At 42.1% G+C, this 20,033-nt stretch carries 18 protein-coding genes and 1 rRNA gene (1 of these 19 running past the window's edge); 16 read left to right on the top strand and 3 right to left on the bottom strand.

From position 1 onward, the window contains the following. Nucleotides 1–114 precede the first annotated feature (114 nt). Entirely contained in the window at nt 115–840 is a 726-nt protein-coding gene (locus AAEM60_RS18805; RefSeq protein ID WP_299743919.1) for a GntR family transcriptional regulator, read from the top strand. Nucleotides 841–885: 45 nt separating this feature from the next. On the opposite strand, the gene AAEM60_RS18800 is transcribed toward AAEM60_RS18805, so the two are convergent. After that, nucleotides 886–1,629 (bottom strand): SIS domain-containing protein, encoded by a 744-nt coding sequence (locus AAEM60_RS18800; protein WP_299744040.1) that lies wholly within the window; start codon nt 1,627–1,629, stop codon nt 886–888. Between the two features lie 134 nt (nt 1,630–1,763). Between AAEM60_RS18800 and AAEM60_RS18795 the strand changes: the two genes are divergently transcribed. The 12 genes from AAEM60_RS18795 (at nt 1,764) to AAEM60_RS18740 (ending at nt 16,741) form a co-directional block, all read left to right on the top strand. Continuing rightward, nucleotides 1,764–2,588: a PRD domain-containing protein gene (locus tag AAEM60_RS18795; RefSeq protein WP_299743922.1), complete on the top strand. Its 825-nt coding sequence runs from the start codon at nt 1,764–1,766 to the stop codon at nt 2,586–2,588. 203 nt (nt 2,589–2,791) lie between these two features. Further along, nucleotides 2,792–4,165: a sucrose-specific PTS transporter subunit IIBC gene (locus AAEM60_RS18790; protein ID WP_299744043.1), complete on the top strand. Its 1,374-nt coding sequence runs from the start codon at nt 2,792–2,794 to the stop codon at nt 4,163–4,165. 84 nt (nt 4,166–4,249) lie between these two features. Then, entirely contained in the window at nt 4,250–5,209 is a 960-nt protein-coding gene (locus tag AAEM60_RS18785; RefSeq protein WP_299743924.1) for an aminoimidazole riboside kinase, read from the top strand. Next, complete coding sequence (locus AAEM60_RS18780; protein WP_341356866.1) at nt 5,206–6,663, top strand: sucrose-6-phosphate hydrolase; 1,458 nt, start codon at nt 5,206–5,208, stop codon at nt 6,661–6,663. The genes AAEM60_RS18785 and AAEM60_RS18780 overlap by 4 nt, the downstream gene beginning before the upstream one ends. Nucleotides 6,664–6,758: 95 nt before the next feature. Beyond that, nucleotides 6,759–7,580, top strand: coding sequence for a Cof-type HAD-IIB family hydrolase (locus AAEM60_RS18775; protein ID WP_299743929.1), 822 nt, complete (start codon nt 6,759–6,761; stop codon nt 7,578–7,580). 147 nt (nt 7,581–7,727) lie between these two features. After that, nucleotides 7,728–8,603 carry an ABC transporter permease subunit gene (locus tag AAEM60_RS18770; RefSeq protein ID WP_341356865.1) on the top strand — a complete coding sequence of 292 codons (876 nt, stop codon included), beginning with the start codon at nt 7,728–7,730 and terminating at the stop codon, nt 8,601–8,603. A 1-nt stretch (nt 8,604) separates the two neighbouring features. Continuing rightward, nucleotides 8,605–9,621: an ABC transporter permease subunit gene (locus AAEM60_RS18765; protein WP_341356864.1), complete on the top strand. Its 1,017-nt coding sequence runs from the start codon at nt 8,605–8,607 to the stop codon at nt 9,619–9,621. Between the two features lie 412 nt (nt 9,622–10,033). Next, nucleotides 10,034–12,013: an LTA synthase family protein gene (locus AAEM60_RS18760; protein ID WP_299743937.1), complete on the top strand. Its 1,980-nt coding sequence runs from the start codon at nt 10,034–10,036 to the stop codon at nt 12,011–12,013. A gap of 345 nt (nt 12,014–12,358) precedes the next feature. After that, entirely contained in the window at nt 12,359–13,111 is a 753-nt protein-coding gene (locus tag AAEM60_RS18755; RefSeq protein ID WP_299743940.1) for a DeoR/GlpR family DNA-binding transcription regulator, read from the top strand. Beyond that, nucleotides 13,108–14,019: a 1-phosphofructokinase gene (gene pfkB / locus AAEM60_RS18750; RefSeq protein WP_299743943.1), complete on the top strand. Its 912-nt coding sequence runs from the start codon at nt 13,108–13,110 to the stop codon at nt 14,017–14,019. Before AAEM60_RS18755 ends, pfkB begins: the two co-directional genes overlap by 4 nt. Nucleotides 14,020–14,031: 12 nt before the next feature. After that, on the top strand, nt 14,032–15,903 hold the full coding sequence (locus tag AAEM60_RS18745) for a fructose-specific PTS transporter subunit EIIC (RefSeq protein ID WP_341356863.1): 1,872 nt from the start codon (nt 14,032–14,034) through the stop codon (nt 15,901–15,903). A 112-nt stretch (nt 15,904–16,015) separates the two neighbouring features. Beyond that, entirely contained in the window at nt 16,016–16,741 is a 726-nt protein-coding gene (locus AAEM60_RS18740) for an MgtC/SapB family protein (protein WP_341358022.1), read from the top strand. 40 nt (nt 16,742–16,781) lie between these two features. Here AAEM60_RS18740 and AAEM60_RS18735 read toward each other — a convergent pair whose 3' ends face one another. Then, nucleotides 16,782–17,474 (bottom strand): MgtC/SapB family protein, encoded by a 693-nt coding sequence (locus tag AAEM60_RS18735; protein ID WP_113968801.1) that lies wholly within the window; start codon nt 17,472–17,474, stop codon nt 16,782–16,784. Nucleotides 17,475–17,576: 102 nt separating this feature from the next. On the opposite strand from AAEM60_RS18735, the gene AAEM60_RS18730 reads away from it, so the two are divergent. Together AAEM60_RS18730 and AAEM60_RS18725 are read left to right on the top strand one after the other, a co-directional pair. Next, nucleotides 17,577–18,506: a DMT family transporter gene (locus tag AAEM60_RS18730; protein ID WP_341356862.1), complete on the top strand. Its 930-nt coding sequence runs from the start codon at nt 17,577–17,579 to the stop codon at nt 18,504–18,506. Beyond that, nucleotides 18,487–18,987: a GNAT family N-acetyltransferase gene (locus tag AAEM60_RS18725; RefSeq protein WP_299743958.1), complete on the top strand. Its 501-nt coding sequence runs from the start codon at nt 18,487–18,489 to the stop codon at nt 18,985–18,987. The genes AAEM60_RS18730 and AAEM60_RS18725 overlap by 20 nt, the downstream gene beginning before the upstream one ends. An 80-nt stretch (nt 18,988–19,067) precedes the next feature. Here the strand turns inward: AAEM60_RS18725 and AAEM60_RS18720 are convergent, their stop codons facing one another. After that, the gene (locus AAEM60_RS18720) at nt 19,068–19,244 is read right to left on the bottom strand and encodes a hypothetical protein (RefSeq protein ID WP_299743960.1); all 177 of its coding nucleotides are present in this window, start codon (nt 19,242–19,244) and stop codon (nt 19,068–19,070) included. A 341-nt stretch (nt 19,245–19,585) separates the two neighbouring features. On the opposite strand from AAEM60_RS18720, the gene AAEM60_RS18715 reads away from it, so the two are divergent. Beyond that, nucleotides 19,586–20,033, top strand: a 16S ribosomal RNA gene (locus tag AAEM60_RS18715); it runs 1,104 nt beyond the window's last position.

Raw genomic sequence — 20,033 nt, 5'->3', positions numbered from 1 at the left:
TTTTGACAAAATCGTCTGCCACTTTCATATAGACCTCGGATAATTGTCTGTTATAAACAGGGTGTATATACTAAAATAAAAGATAAATCGTTTAATTCGAAAGGAGAAGCGTTCGTGGTTAATAAAAATTCTCCTCTTCCTTTGTATTATCAGTTAGAAGAACACCTTAAACATTTAATACAGTCTGAAGAGCTAAAACCAGGGGATGCCCTGCCTTCTGAGAGGGAGCTTGCTGAAGCATTTAAAATCAGCAGAATGACCGTGAGACAGGCGATCACCAATCTTGTGAATAAGAATGTGTTATATCGAGAAAAAGGGCGGGGAACATTCGTCTCCCACCGGAAGATTGAACAAAGCCTTCAAGGGTTAACAAGCTTTAGCGAAGACATGAAGAGTCGCGGTTTAGAGCCAGGAAATAAATTATTGCATTTCGAAATTTCTCCGGCAGGGGAGGATATACAGGAACTTCTTTCATTAGAGGAAGAAGAGCTTGTGTATACTATGAAGCGAATTCGCCTTGCAAACGGCGAACCGATGGCCCTGGAAACGAGTCATATCCCAGTCAAGCTTCTTCCTGGATTGAATCAGGAAATACTGGAAAAATCCCTGTATCATTATATTGAAGGTGAGCTAAACCTTCACATCAGCCATGCCACTCAATCAGTGGAAGCGGCGATTGTGACCGAAGCGGATACGAAGCATCTGAAGGTCAAGAGCGGTGAGCCGGTGCTGCTCATCCAACGCGATTCATTCCTGGAGGACGGCACTCCTTTTGAATTGGTGCGATCTATATATCGAGCTGATAAATATAAGTTTAAAATTAACTTGGACAGACTGTAAAAAAGAGTAGGAGCCTTATTTATAAAGGGCACCTACTCTTTTTATCTATAATCCTTTCGTTAACAAGGGAATACGCTTATGATACTTCTCAATTAACACCTTGTTATGATCATCTGCACCATCCACGTTTCCGCTGATGAAGATAGGCGGCTCGTATCCTTCTTCCACCATGTTTTCTATGGCACCAGCCATAACGCTATTCAAAATCGCCGCCCCGACGACGGTTGAAGAGGGAGAGAATGGAACAGCCACTCGTTCATCGGTCAGTATTGCATCCCCGACGATAGAGTGATTGTTAATGGCAAGATCCACTACTTCACTAAGAAATTTTCCGCTGGGATGTCTGGATGTTTCTTTCTCCACGTAGTCAAAGGAACTGATGGATACAACATAAGCACCCTTTTCCTTCGCGTGAAGGGCAACATCGATTGGAACGGGATTTTTTCCGGAAGTGGAGAGAACAACCACCACATCATGGGGCTGAATATCTTGTGCATTCATGAATTCACTCGCATACCCTTTCGCTCGTTCTAAATGAGAAGATCGCACGGCTCCTTCATGAAGCATGAGTGGCTCTATCAAAATCGGATTGATCGGAACGAGTCCACCTGCTCTATAGAATACCTCTTCAGAGAGGATGTGGGAGTGACCACATCCGAAGAGCTGGATGATGCCATCTTGTTGAATGGAAGAAGAAATCTTCCCGGCAAGCACAGACATTTTGTCAGCTTCAATGGTTTGCACAACATGTAACTTTTCCTGGATTTTTTCAAAGTATGTAGAAATCATTATTTTTCCCGCTTTCATTTTTTCTATCAGCATATCATATTCCTCATGAAAATTTTTAGTCTACACACTTTACATGTTATCTTTACGCTAAATCGTGGTAACATAAGGAGTAATGAACTGTACGGAGGACATATATGCGTATTTTTAGAATTTTAAACAACAATGCTGTTGTAGTGGTGGACGGGCCGCAGGAGAAAATTGTGATGGGGAGCGGGATTGCTTTTCAAAAGAAGCGAAATGATATTATTCCCAAGAACAAAATTGAAAAGATCTTTGTCCTTCATGAACAATCCTCGGAGAAATTCCAGCAGCTACTGGCTACCTTGCCGGAGGAACATATTGAGATCGCTGAAAACATCATCAGCTATGCAGAGGGACATTTAAATGCCCCTCTTAGCGATCATATCCATATAGCCCTGACGGATCACCTGTCATTTGCACTTGAGAGACTGCAGCAAGGAATCCCCATCCAAAATAAGCTCTTGAACGAAATCAAGCTGCTTTACAAAAAGGAATATGAAGTTGGGCTATGGGCTAAAGAAGAGATAAGGGAGAAACTCGGGATCGAAATCCCTGATGATGAAGCGGCTCATATTGCCCTTCATATTCATACGGCGAAGATGGATGCCCCTTCCATGAGTGAAACGTTGAAGCATGCAACGATCCTGAGGGATTTTGTCGATCAGGTAGAATCGATTCTTTCCATAGAAGTAGAAGAGTCGAGCATCAACTATCAACGATTGATCACCCATCTCCGTTTTGCGCTAAATCGGATTGAGCAGGGAGACCAGTTTGATCCCATCGATGAAGACATGCTTGAACTCATTCAGATGAAATACCTAAGGGCTTATGAGTGCTCAAAGGAAATCACAAAATATCTTCAGGAAGAATACAACATTGACTTCCCTCCTTCAGAGGTTGCGTATATCGCGCTGCACATAGAGCGCCTCTTAAAGTAAAAGTAAATGGTTGACGGTACCGTTTTCATATTGTAGAATGAACTCATCAATTTCATACAGTAGGATTGTTACTGATCATGCAGGCAAGACCTAGAATCTTTAAGACGATAATGGTAAGCGTCTCTCTTTGACCTACCTCTATTCTCTTAAGGGTACTAGGTCTTTTTTTATTGATATTTTCAAAGAAACAGGAGGGATTCATGATGAACTATCGTGAAGTGGCAGAACAGCTTGTCCCGTTATTGGGCGGAAAGAATAATGTTGTAAGCGCTACTCATTGTGCGACGCGTCTGCGTCTCGTGATTGACGACGAAAGTCAGATAGAAAAGAGCGCCATCGAGGAATTGGATGGTGTGAAGGGGGCATTCTCAAGCTCCGGTCAGTTCCAGATCATATTCGGGACAGGGAATGTAAACAAAGTATTTGAACATTTCGGCCCTCTTGTTGGAGCATCAGTTGAAGATAGGTCACCAACGGGGGAGTCTCACAGCGATGCAGCCAAACGGAAGATGAACCCATTTGCCCGTTTTGCACGTACATTGTCAAACATATTTGTACCCATCATCCCTGCAATCGTAGCGGCTGGTATGTTAATGGGGCTCCTTGGTCTGATGAGAACGTATAAATGGGTAGATCCTGAAAGCGGTCTATTCGTGATGCTGGACATGTTCTCTTCTGCTGCCTTCATCATTTTACCGATCTTGATCGGGATGAGTGCAGCGAAAGAATTTGGCGCGAATGGTTACTTAGGTGCTGTCATCGGGGGGATCATGACCCACCCGGCATTACTGAATCCATGGGGTCTTGCCGATGCCCAGCCGGACACTCTTGATTTCTTCGGATTCGGCGTTGAAATGCTTGGGTACCAAGGGACGGTTATTCCTGTACTATTAACCGTTTACTTAATGGCGAAGATTGAAAAAAGCTTACGCAAAATTGTACCAAATACCGTTGATTTGTTGGTGACACCGTTCTTAACGGTCATTTTCACAGGATTTACCGCCCTGCTTATCGTTGGACCACTTGGAAGAGTCCTCGGTAACGGAATCACAACGGTTCTCGATGTTGTATACAATACAGCCGGTCCGATAGCGGGACTGATCTTCGGTGGATTGTATTCAACCATCGTATTAACAGGTGTTCATCACAGCTTTCATGCCATTGAAGCTGAGCTGTTATCAAACATCGGCGGAAACTATTTGCTGCCAATTTGGGCAATGGCCAACGTTGCACAAGGTGGGGCAACACTCGCCGTCTTCTTTAAAACGAAAAATAAGAAAACGAAGGAAATTGCTGTACCTGCAGCCGTTTCAGCTTTCCTGGGAATTACAGAACCGGCAATCTTCGGGGTTAACTTAAAGTATCGCCGCCCGTTTATTGGAGCAGCCATCGGTGGAGCACTTGGAGGAGCTTACGTGGTATTCACTCAAGTGATGGCCAACGGGATTGGACTGACGGGTATTCCGATGTTTGCGATCGCTCAAGACCCACTTAATTATGGTATCGGATTTGTCATCGCTGTAGCAGGCGCATTTGCAGCAACCTTATTACTGGGTTGGAAAGAAGAAGCAAAATAGAAATCTTTATCCTTACTAGTCACCTGACTAGTAAGGATTTGCTATATTTAAAGTAGAAGCGAATGGAACGAGGAGGAACTCGATATGAAACAGGGAATTATCTCACTGGGAGAAGCACTGATAGACTTCATCCCTTTAGATGAACAAAATACTACCTATCAAAAAAGTCCCGGAGGAGCTCCCGCCAATGTGGCTGTTGGACTTGCTAGATTAGGCGCGAGATCTACCTTTTTAGGGAAAGTGGGAGCTGATGTATTAGGGAGGTTCCTGCAAGAGACTCTTCAGGAATATGGTGTTCGGACCAATCAAATGCTTTTAACTCCTGATGTCCGTTCGGGAGTGGTATTTGTAACCAATGGAGAAGACGGAGAGCGCAGCTTTGACTTTTACATTGATCCGAGTGCCGACCGATTCCTCCAAGTAAATGATATAGACGAAGAGGATTTCGTTTCCCATAAAATCCTTCACTTTGGTTCCATCTCCATGATCAGCTCTCCGGCGAAAGAAGCGACGCAACATGCTGTGAAAGTGGCGAAAGAGAATGGTTTACTGGTTTCGTATGATCCCAATTTACGATTAGGATTATGGGATTCTGAGGAAAATGCCCGAGAAACGATTAAGAGCATGTTATCTGAAGCGGATGTTTTGAAAATTTCTGAGGAAGAACTCGAATTTATTACTGGTGAAAGAGAGATTGAAGCAGGGGTAGCGAAACTAAAATCATACAATATTCCTTTCTTGATTATCACGATGGGGGCAGAAGGAAGCATTGTGTATGTAGGAGATGCTCGACAGTACGTACCTGCCATGAAGGTGAAAGCAGTGGATACAACCGGGGCCGGGGATGCGTTTGTATCCGGGATTCTCTATTCTCTACATGAATACAAAGGGAATATTGAATCCTTATCAATAGAAGAAGCAGCCCGCATGGCCCGGTTTGCAGCCATATCCGGTGCACTTGCTGCCTCAACAAAAGGGGCGATGACGGCTCTACCTACTTTAGAAGAAGTAAACCATCATCTAAGGAAAGGTGAGATACGATGACCAAAGATGAACAGCTTCGACAAGAAGTATATGAAGAAATGGAAAAGCATAAGGGTATTGTAGAGCAGGATCCCTACCGCCTTCATTATCACCTCATGCCACCTGTGGGACTATTGAATGACCCGAATGGATTTATCCAATTCAAAGGGGTCTATCACTTATATTACCAGTGGATGCCCTTTAAAACAGGACATGGTGCGAAGTTCTGGGGGCATTACTCGTCAAGGGACTTAGTGAACTGGACGCATGAAGACATCGCCCTCACGCCTGCAGAATGGTATGAGAAAAATGGTTGTTATTCCGGAAGTGCCATCGAGCATGACGGGAAAATCTATGCGTACTATACAGGGAACGTGAAGGACAAGGAAGGGAATCGGGAATCCTATCAGTGCTTAGCACTCTCGGAAGACAGTATTCATTTTGACAAAAAAGGTCCCGTCGTTCACTTGCCGGAAGGATTTACCGCCCATTTCCGCGATCCAAAAGTGTGGGAACAGGATGGAGCATTTTTTATGGTTGTAGGTGCACAGACGACAGAGTTAAAAGGAGCAGTCGCTTTGTTGCAATCGCATGATCTAATTGATTGGGAGTATCGGAGCGTCCTTGCAGGTGGAGGCGTGGGCAAACTTGCTGACTTCGGTTATATGTTTGAATGTCCCGATTTGTTCAGGTTAGAAGATCAGGACATCCTAATTTTCTCGCCGCAGGGAATAGAAGCTTCCGGAATGAAGTATCAAAATGTGTATCAGGCAGGCTATGTTGCCGGACATTTTGATTCAGCTGCAGGAAGGTTTGAACATGGCGATTTCGAAGAATTGGATCGCGGCTTCGACTTCTATGCACCACAAACGACAATCGATGACAAGGGCCGCCGTATTCTATTTGCCTGGATGAGTGTACCAGATCAAAATGAACAGGATCATCCCACCATTGAACATAAATGGCTTCATACAATGACCTTGCCTCGTGAGCTGAAGCTTGTGAACGGTAAGGTGAGACAGGTTCCTCTTGTAGAATTGCGGGATTTAAGAGCCGGAGAAGCTATAGAACACGAGGTTGAATTGGATAAAGAATGCCGCGAACTCAGTGGCGTAAACGGAAAAGCGTTTGAATTGGAGATCGAGGATTTGTCCTTATCTGAAGGGTGGTTTGATCTTTCCATTGGAGATGGAGGCAGACTCGTTTATTCTATCGGGGAACAGATGGTGACTCTTGAGCGCAAAAGCTATGTAAATGGAGTGGTAGAGAAGCGGCAATGTAAAGTGGAGAAATTGAATTCATTAAGAGTGTTTGTCGACACTTCTTCCATTGAAGTATTTATAAATGGAGGAGAAGAAACGTTTACAGCCCGGTTCTATCCATCACCAAACACTGATGCTGTAGTATTCGGAGCTTCAAACCAGGCTGGTTTTACCATTAGAAAATGGGATCTGGACCATGTAAACTTGAAATAGACTGCCGATTCGGTGGTCTATTTTCTTTTTCATACTAAAAGATAGATGTTATAGTAAGATAATATAAATCAGATTTCCTGAAAGGATTTTTCATTATGACTTATAAAATGATTGTACTGGACTTAGATGATACATTATTACGAGATGACCAAACGATTTCGGGTCGTACAAAAGATGCTTTACTTCAAGCGCAGGAAGCTGGAGTGAAAGTTGTCCTGGCATCCGGCCGCCCCACGTTTGGGATGAAGTGGGTTGCAAAAGAACTGAAGCTGGACCGATACGGAAGCTATATTCTTTCTTTCAATGGATCGAAAATAATAGATTGCAAGACAAACGAAGAGAAATACAGTCGAACTCTATCAGCCGAAACCGCTCATCGCTTATATGATTTGAGTAAACGGGAAGATGTAGGGATTCTGACTTATGCTGATGATGCGATTGTCGTAGAAGAAACAAGTGAATATGCTTCTATTGAAAGTGAATTGACAGGGCTGCCTGTAAAGGTGGTTCCGAACTTTAAAGAAGCAATTAAGGAGCCTGTTGTGAAGGCACTCATGTTAAAAGAAGCCGATCGATTGGTGGAAGTCGAGAAAAAACTTCAAACCGAACTGGAAGGTGAACTGAGTGTGATGCGCTCCAAACCATTCTTCTTGGAGTTTACACAGCTTGGAGTGACAAAAGGAGCAAGCCTCGACTATCTGATCAAGCCGATGGGCATTAAAGCGGAAGAGGTCATTGCCATAGGGGACAGCTACAACGATCTTGCCATGATCGAATTTGCAGGGCTGGGTGTCGCCATGGGCAACGCTCCTCAGGATATAAAAGCAAAAGCGGACTACGTTGCGGCCTCTAATATGGAGGACGGAGTAGCGGAAGTCGTTGAAAAATTTGTGTTGAATAAACTTTCGAGAGTGTAAAGAAGAAACGACCGAAGTCCTTTTAGGGGATTTCGGTCATTTTTTTTAAGGAGTATAGGGAATTGTGAAAAAACAGGAAAATAATGTATAATATGCACCGTCCTATGATACTATTAAAACTAATCATTCCTACAGGGGGACAATCCATTGAGAGTAATCGGTGGTATTTTACTCAAATTCTTCTTATCAATCATAGGCATTATTTTAATAGGCGGACTGCCCGTGCTCCTTTCAGGAATAGGTCATCGTGAATTGAGGTTGCAGGCATATGTGCAATCTGTTAAAGATATCATTTATGCCTTGTTTCATCCGGGGGATTTAACCTATATCATTATCGGAGGGCAGCTGGAACGCGATTTATTTCCTTATATATGGGACCCGATTTCCTATTCGTTACTCGTTTTGTTTTCTGCTTTTCTTCTGGCATGCTTCTTAAGTATTCTCCTCACGATCCTCACCATGTTGTTTTCTCAAAGAAACAGAGACCGAATCAAGTTCACCCTTTATTTGATCGAATCGATGCCGGATGTTCTGGTTATTTTGCTTTCGCAGTTATTTGTACTCTCCCTGTATAAGCAAACGGGCATCCTGTTTTTTGAAATTGCATCAGTCGCCACTGAACGCGCATTTCTATTACCTGTGCTCGTATTGGCGATTTTACCTACAGTTCAGCTGTTCAGGATTTCGATTCTTTCATTTGAAAGTGAAGAAAGCAAAGACTATGTGACCCTGGCTCGATCCATTGGACTGGGGAAACTGGTGATATTGACGTTTCAGATTTTAAGAAACGCTGTCGTTTCCGTGTTCTTTCAATCAAAGAAGACCGTCTGGTTTATGCTCTCCAATTTATTTGTGCTGGAGCTCCTATTTAATATAACGGGGATAACTCGTTTCTTAATGTCGACTCTGCAGCCGAAAATGTTTACAATCGCCATTCTTTCTATATTCATTCCTCTGTTTGTCTTTTACACGTTGGGAGAAATGGTCCTTTCTAAAAAAGCCAATAAGGGGGAGGAAATATAATATGAAGAAAAATGTTTGGAAGAACCCGCTCTTTCTTATTGGATTTACATTTATCGCATTCATGCTTACCTCCAGTTTTGTCTATTCAATTATGTGGGGGAATGAAGTGCGGAGATTGTATTTTATTTCTGTTGAGGGTGTTGTAGTGGAATCTTCTCCAATTTCACCAAAATGGTCTTTCCCATTTGGAACGGACCCCCTGGGGCTTGACATGCTCGGAAAAATCATTATTGGTGCCAAGTATACAATTCTAACGGCATTAGTGATCGCCTTCTTACGTGTGTTTTTAGCGATCCCACTCGGGTTGGTCCTTGGGACGTTTCTTGTGAAGTATAAGAAGTACGTTAATGGCTGGATTGATTCTTTCCATTACATCCCCTTGACGATCCTCGCGTATTTTTTGTTGGAACCGATCCTTTGGGAACCGTTTGAAGGTTTTCCTAATTCGATTGTGGAACGTTTCATCCTTGAGATACTGATCTTGACCTTACTTATTGTGCCCATATTGTCAGCTCTGATTGGCAATGAAGTCTCTTTGCTTTATAAACATGACTTTATCATGAGCGCGAAAACTCTGGGTGCAGGAAAGTGGCGAATCATCTTTAAACACATTCTGCCCGGGATGAAAGAGAAGCTTGTCATTTTGCTGGGTCAGCAATTCATGCAAGCTCTTATCATTTTTATTCATTTAGGATTATTAACCCTGTTCCTTGGTGGAACCGATGTAGACTATCAATTGATCAATGACCCTCCAAGATCCATCACCTATGAATGGTCGGGAATGATCGGGGACTCCTTCAGGTACCTTCAGGGAGCACCGTGGGTTCCACTGACACCGATTCTTTTCTTTTCGGCAACAATGTTATCGGTCTCGTTGATGATCGAAGGATATGTCCAATCCAATAGCGGGCAATCCTACTATAGGAAGAAATTTAAATCAGCCTATCGTCCATTAACTAAGAAACCTGATCAACCGGGACAGGCTGAGTTTCAAAGGGTAAAAATGAAAAAGATTTGAGCATAATAGTATAGGAAGCAAGATGATTGATATGGTAAAAATTTCATCGTTTTTTGTGTTTGATTAAATGGATTCCGGGGAATAAGTTTACACTGAGCAAACAATCTTAAATCACTATTAACATTTTTAGTATATATATCCACAGGATTGGGAAAGTATGGGGCGTTCACGAATTGTTCAAAATGGACAAAGCCTTGACAGCTCAAGCTTTCCTGCCTTGTTTGTTACGGAATGTCGAATTTTCATGAAATATTTTTGTTACGATTCACAACAAATTGTTATACACATGAAATTATTTTTTGTTATAATACTCGTTGTTGATTCAAATGAATTTACATTTGCTAAACAAATTCTTAATAAACTTTCAGTCATACATGTTCTAAATAAATACTAATAAAAAAGGTGATGAAGCATGAACTTCTTAAAAAGACAGTTTGATGATATGCGTACTGGGAAGTTATCGTTCTTCTTTACAGTCGTTATACTATTTTGGATTAAGACTTATGCCGTATATTTAGCTGAATTTAACCTGGGAATACAAAATGCGCTTCAGCATTTTCTTTTATTTTTTAACCCATTAAGTTCTGCCCTATTATTCTTTGCCTTCGCATTATTCTGGAAGGGCAAAGGGAGATATATTGCGTTTATCGTTATTAATTTGTTAATGTCCTTCGTTCTATACGCGAACGTCGTGTACTACCGATTCTTTAATGACTTTATTACAGTGCCTGTTATTTTACAGGCAAAAACGAATAACGGTCTTGGTGGCAGTGCACTTGAATTAATCAGTCCATTAGATATTCTGTATTTCCTGGATCTATTCATTATCATTGGATTGATGGTTCTTAAGAAAGTGAAGCCACAGGAGAAATTGCGTTTCCGTTCAGTGTTCGCGGTCATGACATCTGCAGTCCTTGTGTTCTTATTGAATTTAGGCTTAGCGAACATTGATCGTCCTGAATTATTGACTCGCAGTTTTGACCGTAACTATCTAGTGAAGTATCTTGGAACTCACAACTTTACGATTTATGATATTGTTCAAAACTCCAAAACGTCTGCTAAACGAGCTTTGGCCGACAGTAATGAAGTTTCAGAAGTTGAAAATTACGTAAAAGCAAATAAAGTAGAACCAAATCCTGAATACTTTGGTAAAGCAAAAGGGAAAAACGTTATCTACATCTCCATGGAATCACTGCAGACATTTATGATTGGCAGAGAGCTAAATGGAGAGGAAGTTACACCATTCTTGAACTCTTTGGTGGACAGTGAAGAAGCGATGTACTTCGATAACTTCTTCCATCAAACAGGTCAGGGGAAAACATCCGATTCTGAGTTTATTATTGAAAACTCACTATTCCCACTTCCTCAAGGTGCTGTATTCATGACACATGCTAACAACACGTATCAATCAGCTCCTTCGATTCTAAAGGGAGAAGGATATACTTCAGCGGTATTCCACGGTAACTATAAAACATTCTGGAACCGTTCTGAGATGTATCGTTCTATGGGCTATGACGAGTTCTTCGATGCAACGTATTACGATATGAGTAATCCAGAAGAACAGCTTCCATATGGTTTAAAGGATAAGCCGTTCTTTGAAGAATCAATTCCGATGCTGGAAAGTTTAAAACAACCGTTCTACACAAAATTCATTACATTATCCAATCACTTCCCGTTTGACCGCCATGAGGAAGATGCTAATTTCCCTCAGGGTGAAACAGGTAACGGTGTAGTAGATCGATATTTCCAAACGTCTCACTACATGGATCAAGTACTGGAAGACTTTGTGAATGATTTGAAAGAAAAAGGTTTATATGAAGATACGATGATCGTTCTTTATGGTGATCACTATGGAATTTCTGATAACCATAATAAGGCGATGTCCGAGGTATTAGGTAAAGAAGTGGATAACTATGAAAGTGCTCAGCTGCAACGAGTACCATTGTTGATTCTTAACTCTGGTGCAGAAGGTGGAGTTAACCATACGTACGGTGGACAGATTGATCTTCGCCCTACGATTATGCACCTTCTGGGAGTAGAGACAAAAGATTATCTAAGCTTTGGTCAGGACCTGCTTTCTGAAGAGCGCAAGCAAATCGTACCTTTCCGTAATGGAGATGTCATTACAGATAAGTACTCTGAAATTAAAGGAGTCTGCTACGATAACGAAACAGGTCAACCTGTAGAAGAAGGAAATAAGGCATGTGAAGAAGCAAGTAAGGAAGCGAACAAACGTTTAGAGCTTTCCGATAAAGTGGTTTATGAAGATTTACTTCGCTTCTATAAACCTCAAGGATACAAACCGATAGATCGTTCAGATTATCAGTATAATAATCCTAATCCAAAAAGCTCAGAAGATCCTGAAGCTTCAAATGAAGAAAATCACGAATAAAATATGTAACTTTAAGCAAGCTCCATCCACCGATTTCGGTGAGGTGGAGCTTGTTTTTTTTGGAGGTTGGGTTGTTGGGGTTTTGAAGGGGGCGAATTCAACCGTTGAATGAATCGTTAGGGTTTGACAGGCAAATATCGGCATGGATTTGACAGACGAATAATGGCTCGAATTTAACAGTTGAATAATGGAAGAAATTCAACAGAAGAATAAATAAAGAAACGTTTGATTGATTTTGATTGATTTATGATAGAAAATGATTACTTTTGATTAAAAATGATTGATTTTTGTAAACGTTCTCATTATAATGAGAGTAACAAGAAACGGAGAAAGTAGGAGAATGCTATGTTAACGGAGGAACGACATGGAATCATCTTAGACTTATTGAAGGAGAAAGATACGATAAAAATCCAAGAGATTGTGGATGTTACGAACGCTTCTGAGTCAACGATCCGCCGGGACTTAACACAGCTCGAGCAAGAGAAATTTCTGAAACGTATCCACGGTGGAGCTGCAAGGCTTCAAGGGAAATTGAAGGAATTGAGCGTTTCTGAAAAATCATCCAAAAGCTTTCATGAAAAGCAGTCCATCGGTCAGTATGCTGCTTCCCTCGTAGAAGAGGGGGATTGCATCTTTTTGGATGCAGGCACGACAACATTGAGTCTCATCGACCACCTTCCGCAGATGGATATTGTGGTTGTAACGAATGGGTTGACTCATGTGGATACACTCATCCAAAAAGGATTTAAAACGTATATGATCGGTGGATATGTAAAGCCTGTCACAAGAGCGATGGTCGGGAGTGGAGCGGTTGAATCCTTACGCCAGTATCGATTTGATAAAGCATTTATGGGTGCGAACGGGGTTCATGCTCAATATGGATTCACGACTCCGGACCCCGAGGAGGCTCAAGTAAAGCGCATGGCCATTGAATTATCAAGAGAAGCCATGTTCTTAACGGATGACTCCAAGTTTGGAGAAATTGCATTCAGCAAAATTGTGGATCTCGATAAAGCCATGATTATAACGAACGCACTGGATGACGAACATGACACAGCAATAATGAAACAAACTACGATAAAGGTTGTGACACCATGATCTATACCTTAACACTGAACCCTTCTGTGGATTACATTATGGAACTTGACTCCTTTCAAAAAGGAGGTCTAAACCGAAGTGAGAAAGAAAGTGCTTTTCCCGGAGGTAAAGGAATCAATGTCTCCCGAGTTTTACATGTACTGAATGTAGAAAGTGTTGCTCTTGGATTTGCAGGAGGATTTACCGGTGAGTATATTAAACAATTTTTAAATAAAGAAAAGATAAAAGCTGAATTTGTCGAAGTAGAAGAAGCTTCACGGATTAACGTGAAGGTTAAGTCTGATGATGAAACGGAAATCAACGGTAGTGGACCATCGATTAGCGAGGAACATATACAGCAGTTACTTCAGCGAATATCATCATTAACAGAAGAAGACATGATCGTTCTGGCGGGAAGCATACCTGGATCGGTGCCTAAATCATTTTACCAGGAGATTGCTGAACAATGTAAGGAACAAGGAACGAAAGTGATTATCGATGCCGAGAAAAACTTGATTCAGCCAGTTCTTTCCTTGAATCCCTTCTTGATCAAACCGAATCACCATGAGCTGGGTGAGATGTTTGATGTGAATATTGAGTCAGTTGATGATGCGGTTCACTACGGAAAGAAGTTGAAGGATTACGGAGTCGAAAACGTGATGGTTTCAATGGCGGAAAAAGGTGCCCTCTTACTGACCGGTAAAGAGGTATTGTATTCTTCCGTACCAAGTGGAAAGTTGCAAAGCTCGGTCGGTGCAGGAGATTCAACCGTTGCCGGATTCCTTGCGGGACTATCAAGGGGCTGGAGCATTGAGGACGCATTCCGCTTGGGAACCTCGGCTGGATCTGCCACGGCTTATTCAATCGGTCTTTGTTCATCGGATAAAGTGGAAAGCTTATTTGAAGAAATTCAGATTACGAAAAAATAGGGGGGAACAAACATGAGAATTACTGAATTACTAACGAAAGATACGATTCAGCTAAATATATCTTCTACATCAAAAACCGGAGTCATTGACGAATTGGTTTCCGTATTAGATAAAAGCGGGAAGCTAAAGGACCCTAAAGAATTTAAGCAAGCGATTCTTAATCGTGAAGCACAAAGTACAACAGGTATTGGGGAAGGCATCGCCATTCCTCACGCGAAAACATCGGCAGTCAAATCACCTGCCATTGCATTCGGCAAATCAGCACATGGAGTAGACTATGAATCTCTCGATGGGGCTCCTGCTCATTTGTTCTTCATGATTGCAGCAACAGAAGGGGCCAATCAAACACATCTAGAAGCGTTAAGCCGTCTTTCCTCTATGCTGATGGACTCCGATGTCCGCAAAGCGTTAGTGAATGCTTCATCAAAAGAAGAAGTTTTAGAGATTATTAATGTTCATGATCGAGAGGACGAGGAAGAGATTCCTGCTGAATCTTCCACAAACGTAGGGAAGGTCCTGGCTGTAACGGCATGTCCTACAGGGATTGCTCATACGTATATGGCAGCAGATGCGTTGAAAGCCAAAGCGAAAGAAATTGGTGTAAATCTAAAAGTAGAGACGAACGGATCCGGTGGAGCGAAGAACGTCTTAACTTCTGAAGAAATTGTAAACGCTGTAGCTATAATCGTAGCTGCCGATACGAAAGTGGAAATGAATCGTTTTAAAGGAAAGCACGTGATTGAAGTTCCTGTTGCAGAAGCGATTAGGCGTCCTGAAGAATTATTGAATCAGGCTATGAAACAAGATGCGCCTCTATATAAAGGTGGAGAGCGATCCGGTGAGACTCATGCTGGTCCTGAGAAAAAACAAAAGTCAGGCTTTTACAAGCATCTGATGAATGGTGTTTCCAACATGCTTCCATTCGTTGTAGGGGGAGGGATCTTGATTGCGATCTCGTTCTTATTCGGCATTCAGTCAGCGAATCCTGATTCTCCTGAGTATAATGAATTTGCAGCCATGCTAATGAAAATCGGCGGAGATAATGCCTTTTACTTAATGGTGCCTGTCTTAGCGGGATTCATTGCCATGAGTATAGCTGACCGGCCAGGATTTGCCCCTGGTATGATTGGCGGGTTGATTGCTGCAACGGGTCAAAGCGGGTTCTTAGGTGGAATTATTGCCGGTTTCTTAGCAGGTTATGTAGTTCTCGGAATCAAGCGTTTAACAAACAATTTCCCTCCTTCATTGGAAGGAATCAAACCTGTATTGATCTATCCGTTGCTGGGGATTTTCATTACTGGATTCATCATGCTTCAGTTCCTTGTGGAGCCACTGAGTGCAGTGAATACGGGGATTCAAAACTGGTTGGATGGACTGGGAACAGGGAACCTGATTTTACTCGGACTGGTTCTTGGTGGAATGATGGCAGTCGACATGGGGGGTCCGATCAACAAAGCTGCCTTTACATTCGGCATTGCCATGATTGAAGGAGGAAACCTTGCTCCCCATGCCGCCATCATGGCGGGTGGAATGGTACCGCCACTGGGGTTGGCCATGGCAACGACAATATTCAAGAAGAAGTTCAATGATAATGAGCGAAAAGCGGGTATCGCGGCATACTTTATGGGAGCATCTTTTATTACAGAAGGAGCGATTCCGTTTGCTGCAGCCGATCCATTCCGGGTCATCCCTTCAATTGTGACTGGTTCTGCGGTTGCAGGAGCGTTAGCGATGTTCTTTGGGATTGGTTTACCTGCCCCCCACGGTGGATTATTTGTTTTCCTGGTAGTAGAAGGGAATCCGTTCTTATATCTGTTAGCAGTACTGATTGGCTCTGTTATTACAGCCGTGATGGTTGGGTTATTAAAGAAGCCGATTAAATGATTCATGAAAGAACCAGGTGAATTCCACCTGGTTTTTTTGATTTTTGCGTTTTAAAAGGTTCGTTCCAGGTAAAAAGTATAGGTAGATGATGGAGAGGGGAAAAGCTATGGAGATGATAGATTATCTGGAGATTCCAGATGAGTTTTACACTGCTCTTATTCGTATTATGTTAATCGTTCTACTGAGCGGCTTAATTGGTATAGAGAGGGAATTTAAAAATCACCCGGCTGGTTTACGCACTCATATTCTTGTGGGTGTCGGCTCCTGTTTATTGATGCTTGTTTCCCTATATGGATTCGAACCGTTTTTAGACGAACACCCTCAATTGGTTGGTTTTGACCCAAGTCGGATTCCCTCCTATGTTATTTCGGGTATCGGCTTTCTTGGTGCGGGTACGATTATGGTCCATGGAGGCGTGACGGTTAGAGGTTTAACCACTGCCGCCAGTATTTGGGTTGTTGCAGGCTTGGGGTTGGTAGTCGGCATTGGGATGTATTATTTAGCTATCTTTACAACACTGGTAATCGTCGTGACGTTATTTTTCTTGAACAACCTGGAAAACTTTTATAAGGAGAAAGTGAAGCATAAAAAGCTCCTGCTCCTTAGTCTGACCGTGCAAAAGGGGAAAGGGAATATCACGTCTATAAATGACGCACTTCATGAGCATGGAATCGAGATCACTCAATACCAAATTGAAGAAGGAGATGAAATGGAGGGGGTGGAGGCCTTTAAATATTCCCTTCTTATATTAACTCCAAGTGCCCTTCAGTTTAATGAAGTACTGGAAGTTGTCCAAGATTTAGAATGTGTAAAAAAGTTCCAGCTTCACAAAAAATAAAAAGGAACGAGGGTGTTCATGCATCCTCATTCCTTAACGTTTATAAGCTTTCAATTTCCACATCTTTTATCCCTTCTATTTCTGAAATCGTATAGTATATGTCTACGGTCTTTTTTCTGAAGTCCACAATGATTTTCAATTCTAAAAGGTGCTGCTGATTCTTTAAGTCTTTGATGCGGATATTTTCAATAGAAATTTCTTCTGCTTTAATTCGTTCAATAATCGATTTGATCTCTTTTTTCTCCAATATCGTAGCACGCAAAGACAGCTCTTTTTCCCGCAATCGTTTCGGTCCTAAATACGTAATGATAATCGGCACCACTTCAACGGAGACAATCAAGAGGATCACACCAGCCGTAGCTTCCATATAGAAGCCTGCTCCAACAGCAATTCCAATTCCTGCCGCTCCCCAGATCATAGCTGCAGTCGTTAACCCGGAAATACTGTCATTCCCTCTTCGTAAAATGACACCGGCACCTAAGAAACCAATCCCTGAAACAATCTGAGCTGCCAGTCGCAAAGGATCCATCGTGATATTTACTTTATCCGATCCCTCCGAAATATAAGCAGACTCAATAGAGACAATCGTTAATAAACAGCTCACGATACATATAACGAGAGACGTCTTTAAACCTACAGGCTTTCTCTTTAACTCTCTCTCAAGCCCAATGATTAACCCTAATACCGCAGATACACCCAGCTTTATCATGAATGTCGTATCTAATAGCTCCATCAAGCCCCCTCCAGTTCTACGTTTATCTCTGAATATTCATGTAGTAATTTACCCCTGCTGATTATAAAATAGGAGCAACGAATACATATCAGGAGGTTTGTCATGTCAGACACAAAGGTTAATCCGTATCTATTACTCGCAATCGGAGTCATCTCCGTATCAACCTCTGCCATCCTGGTGAAAGTATCGAGTGCACCAGCAGGTGTCCTGGCCTTTTACCGGTTGTTTTTCACAGTTTTATTAATGTCCCCTGTATTTTTCTTAAAGTATGTGAAGGAACTGAAAGTTATTACTCTGAGAGATTGGATGTTTTCAATTTTAGCCGGGGTCTTTCTGGCCTTTCACTTCATACTCTGGTTTGAATCCTTAAATTATACTTCGGTTGCAAGTTCTACGGTACTCGTCACATTGCAGCCATTATTCGCTTTTATCGGGGCTTACTTGTTCTTTCAGGAAAAATTAACAGGGAGAGCCATCATCTCGGCGGTTTTAGCTGTTAGTGGAAGTGTCATCATAAGCTGGGGAGATTTTAAAATAAGCGGAAGCGCGCTATGGGGAGATATTTTAGCCTTAGTGGCGTGCGCTCTTGTAACAGGATACCTGTTATTCGGGCAGACGATAAGAAAGCGGCTATCCCTCATTACCTACACGTATTTGGTCTATGCGATCAGCTCAGTCGTTTTATTCTTATATGTCATGATGCGTTCCGAAAGCCTTGGGCCGTATCCGAAAGAGGATTGGGTATACTTTCTATTGCTTGCCATCATCCCGACACTATTAGGTCATTCATTATTCAACTGGTCCCTGAAATGGTTAAGCACCTCAACCATCTCTATGGCCATCCTATTTGAACCAATCGGAGCATCAATCCTTGCGTATTGGCTCTTAGCTGAAAAAGTGATGATGACTCAAGTGGTTGGAGGTCTTGTCATAATCATCGGCGTTACCTTCTTCTTAATAGAAGAAAGGAAATTAAAAAAGATGGTCCAAAAAGTCAACGAGGTGAAAAAGAATGAAGAACTTCCGCTTTAGAAAAGCAAACCTTCAAGACTCACCCGGGTTAGCATACGTACACGTCCATAGCTGGAGAACGACGTACAAAGGAATTGTTTCAGAAAACTATCTTCAGTCTTTATCAATAGAAGAAAGAGAACAAAAGTGGGTACAAATCCTTTCCGGATCTCATCATACGTATGTATGTGAATTGGATGATGGGCAAATCATCGGCTTTGTTTCATTTGGGAAAGAGCGTTCAGGGGAGTACGAAGGGGAGTTATATGCCATTTATCTTCTGGAAGAATATCAAGGTAAAGGCATCGGGAAAGAGCTCTTAGAAATTGCCGCTACAGGTCTTAAAAAACAAGGATACAACTCTATGTGGATCTGGGTGTTGAAAGAGAATCCATCCAAACATTTCTATTATGCCTTTAATCCTACACGCATTAAGGAAGAGGTATTAACGATTGGTGGTGAATCTCACCAGGAAGAAGGTTTGCTGCTGAACCTGAATTAAAAAGGAGTAAAGAAGCGTTCATTACGCTCCTTTACTCCTTTATTAAATTGCTCAACACTAATCGTTAACAGAACCTTTACTCAAGAAAATACGTATGTAAAACCAGAAAACACAAACGCCATGACGACTGAAAAGATGAAGGTCATTCCTCTTACAGGTGTACTGCTTTCGCTTATCTTAAGAGCTTGTACATATGAATACGCAAACAGATACACAGCCATGATGAATGATAGAGATAAAGCGACGTTAGAAAGCATGATTAATAGATCTCCTTTCAGGAATGCGTAGTAATAATGTATATGGAGGTTTACTGGTAAACAGAACAACAGAAGAGGTTGATTAAGTTTTTAAAGTTTTCCTTAAAAATATATTGCAATAACATTAACAGCATGTTATATTTATAAACGTCGCTGATGCAGCAAACACCATTACGAAAAAACAAATGAAAAAAGTTGTTGACGCGAGAGTAAAAGTTATGTTATATTAATAAAGTCGCTTCAGAGCGGAGTGGACAAACCTTGAACCTTGAAAACTGAACAAAACAAGACAATACGTCAACGTTAATTCTAGATTTATTTTTAAAGAGCTATTCAAACTTTTATCGGAGAGTTTGATCCTGGCTCAGGACGAACGCTGGCGGCGTGCCTAATACATGCAAGTCGAGCGGATTGGTGGGAGCTTGCTCCCATCAGTCAGCGGCGGACGGGTGAGTAACACGTGGGTAACCTGCCTGTAAGACTGGGATAACTCCGGGAAACCGGGGCTAATACCGGATAACTCATTTCCTCGCATGAGGAGATGTTGAAAGATGGCTTCTTGCTATCACTTACAGATGGACCCGCGGCGCATTAGCTAGTTGGTGAGGTAACGGCTCACCAAGGCGACGATGCGTAGCCGACCTGAGAGGGTGATCGGCCACACTGGGACTGAGACACGGCCCAGACTCCTACGGGAGGCAGCAGTAGGGAATCTTCCGCAATGGACGAAAGTCTGACGGAGCAACGCCGCGTGAGTGATGAAGGTTTTCGGATCGTAAAACTCTGTTG

It is taken from the genome of Rossellomorea sp. y25 (assembly GCF_038049935.1).
GTDB lineage: Bacteria > Bacillota > Bacilli > Bacillales > Bacillaceae_B > Rossellomorea.
This window is presented reverse-complemented; position numbering and strand designations above follow the sequence as displayed.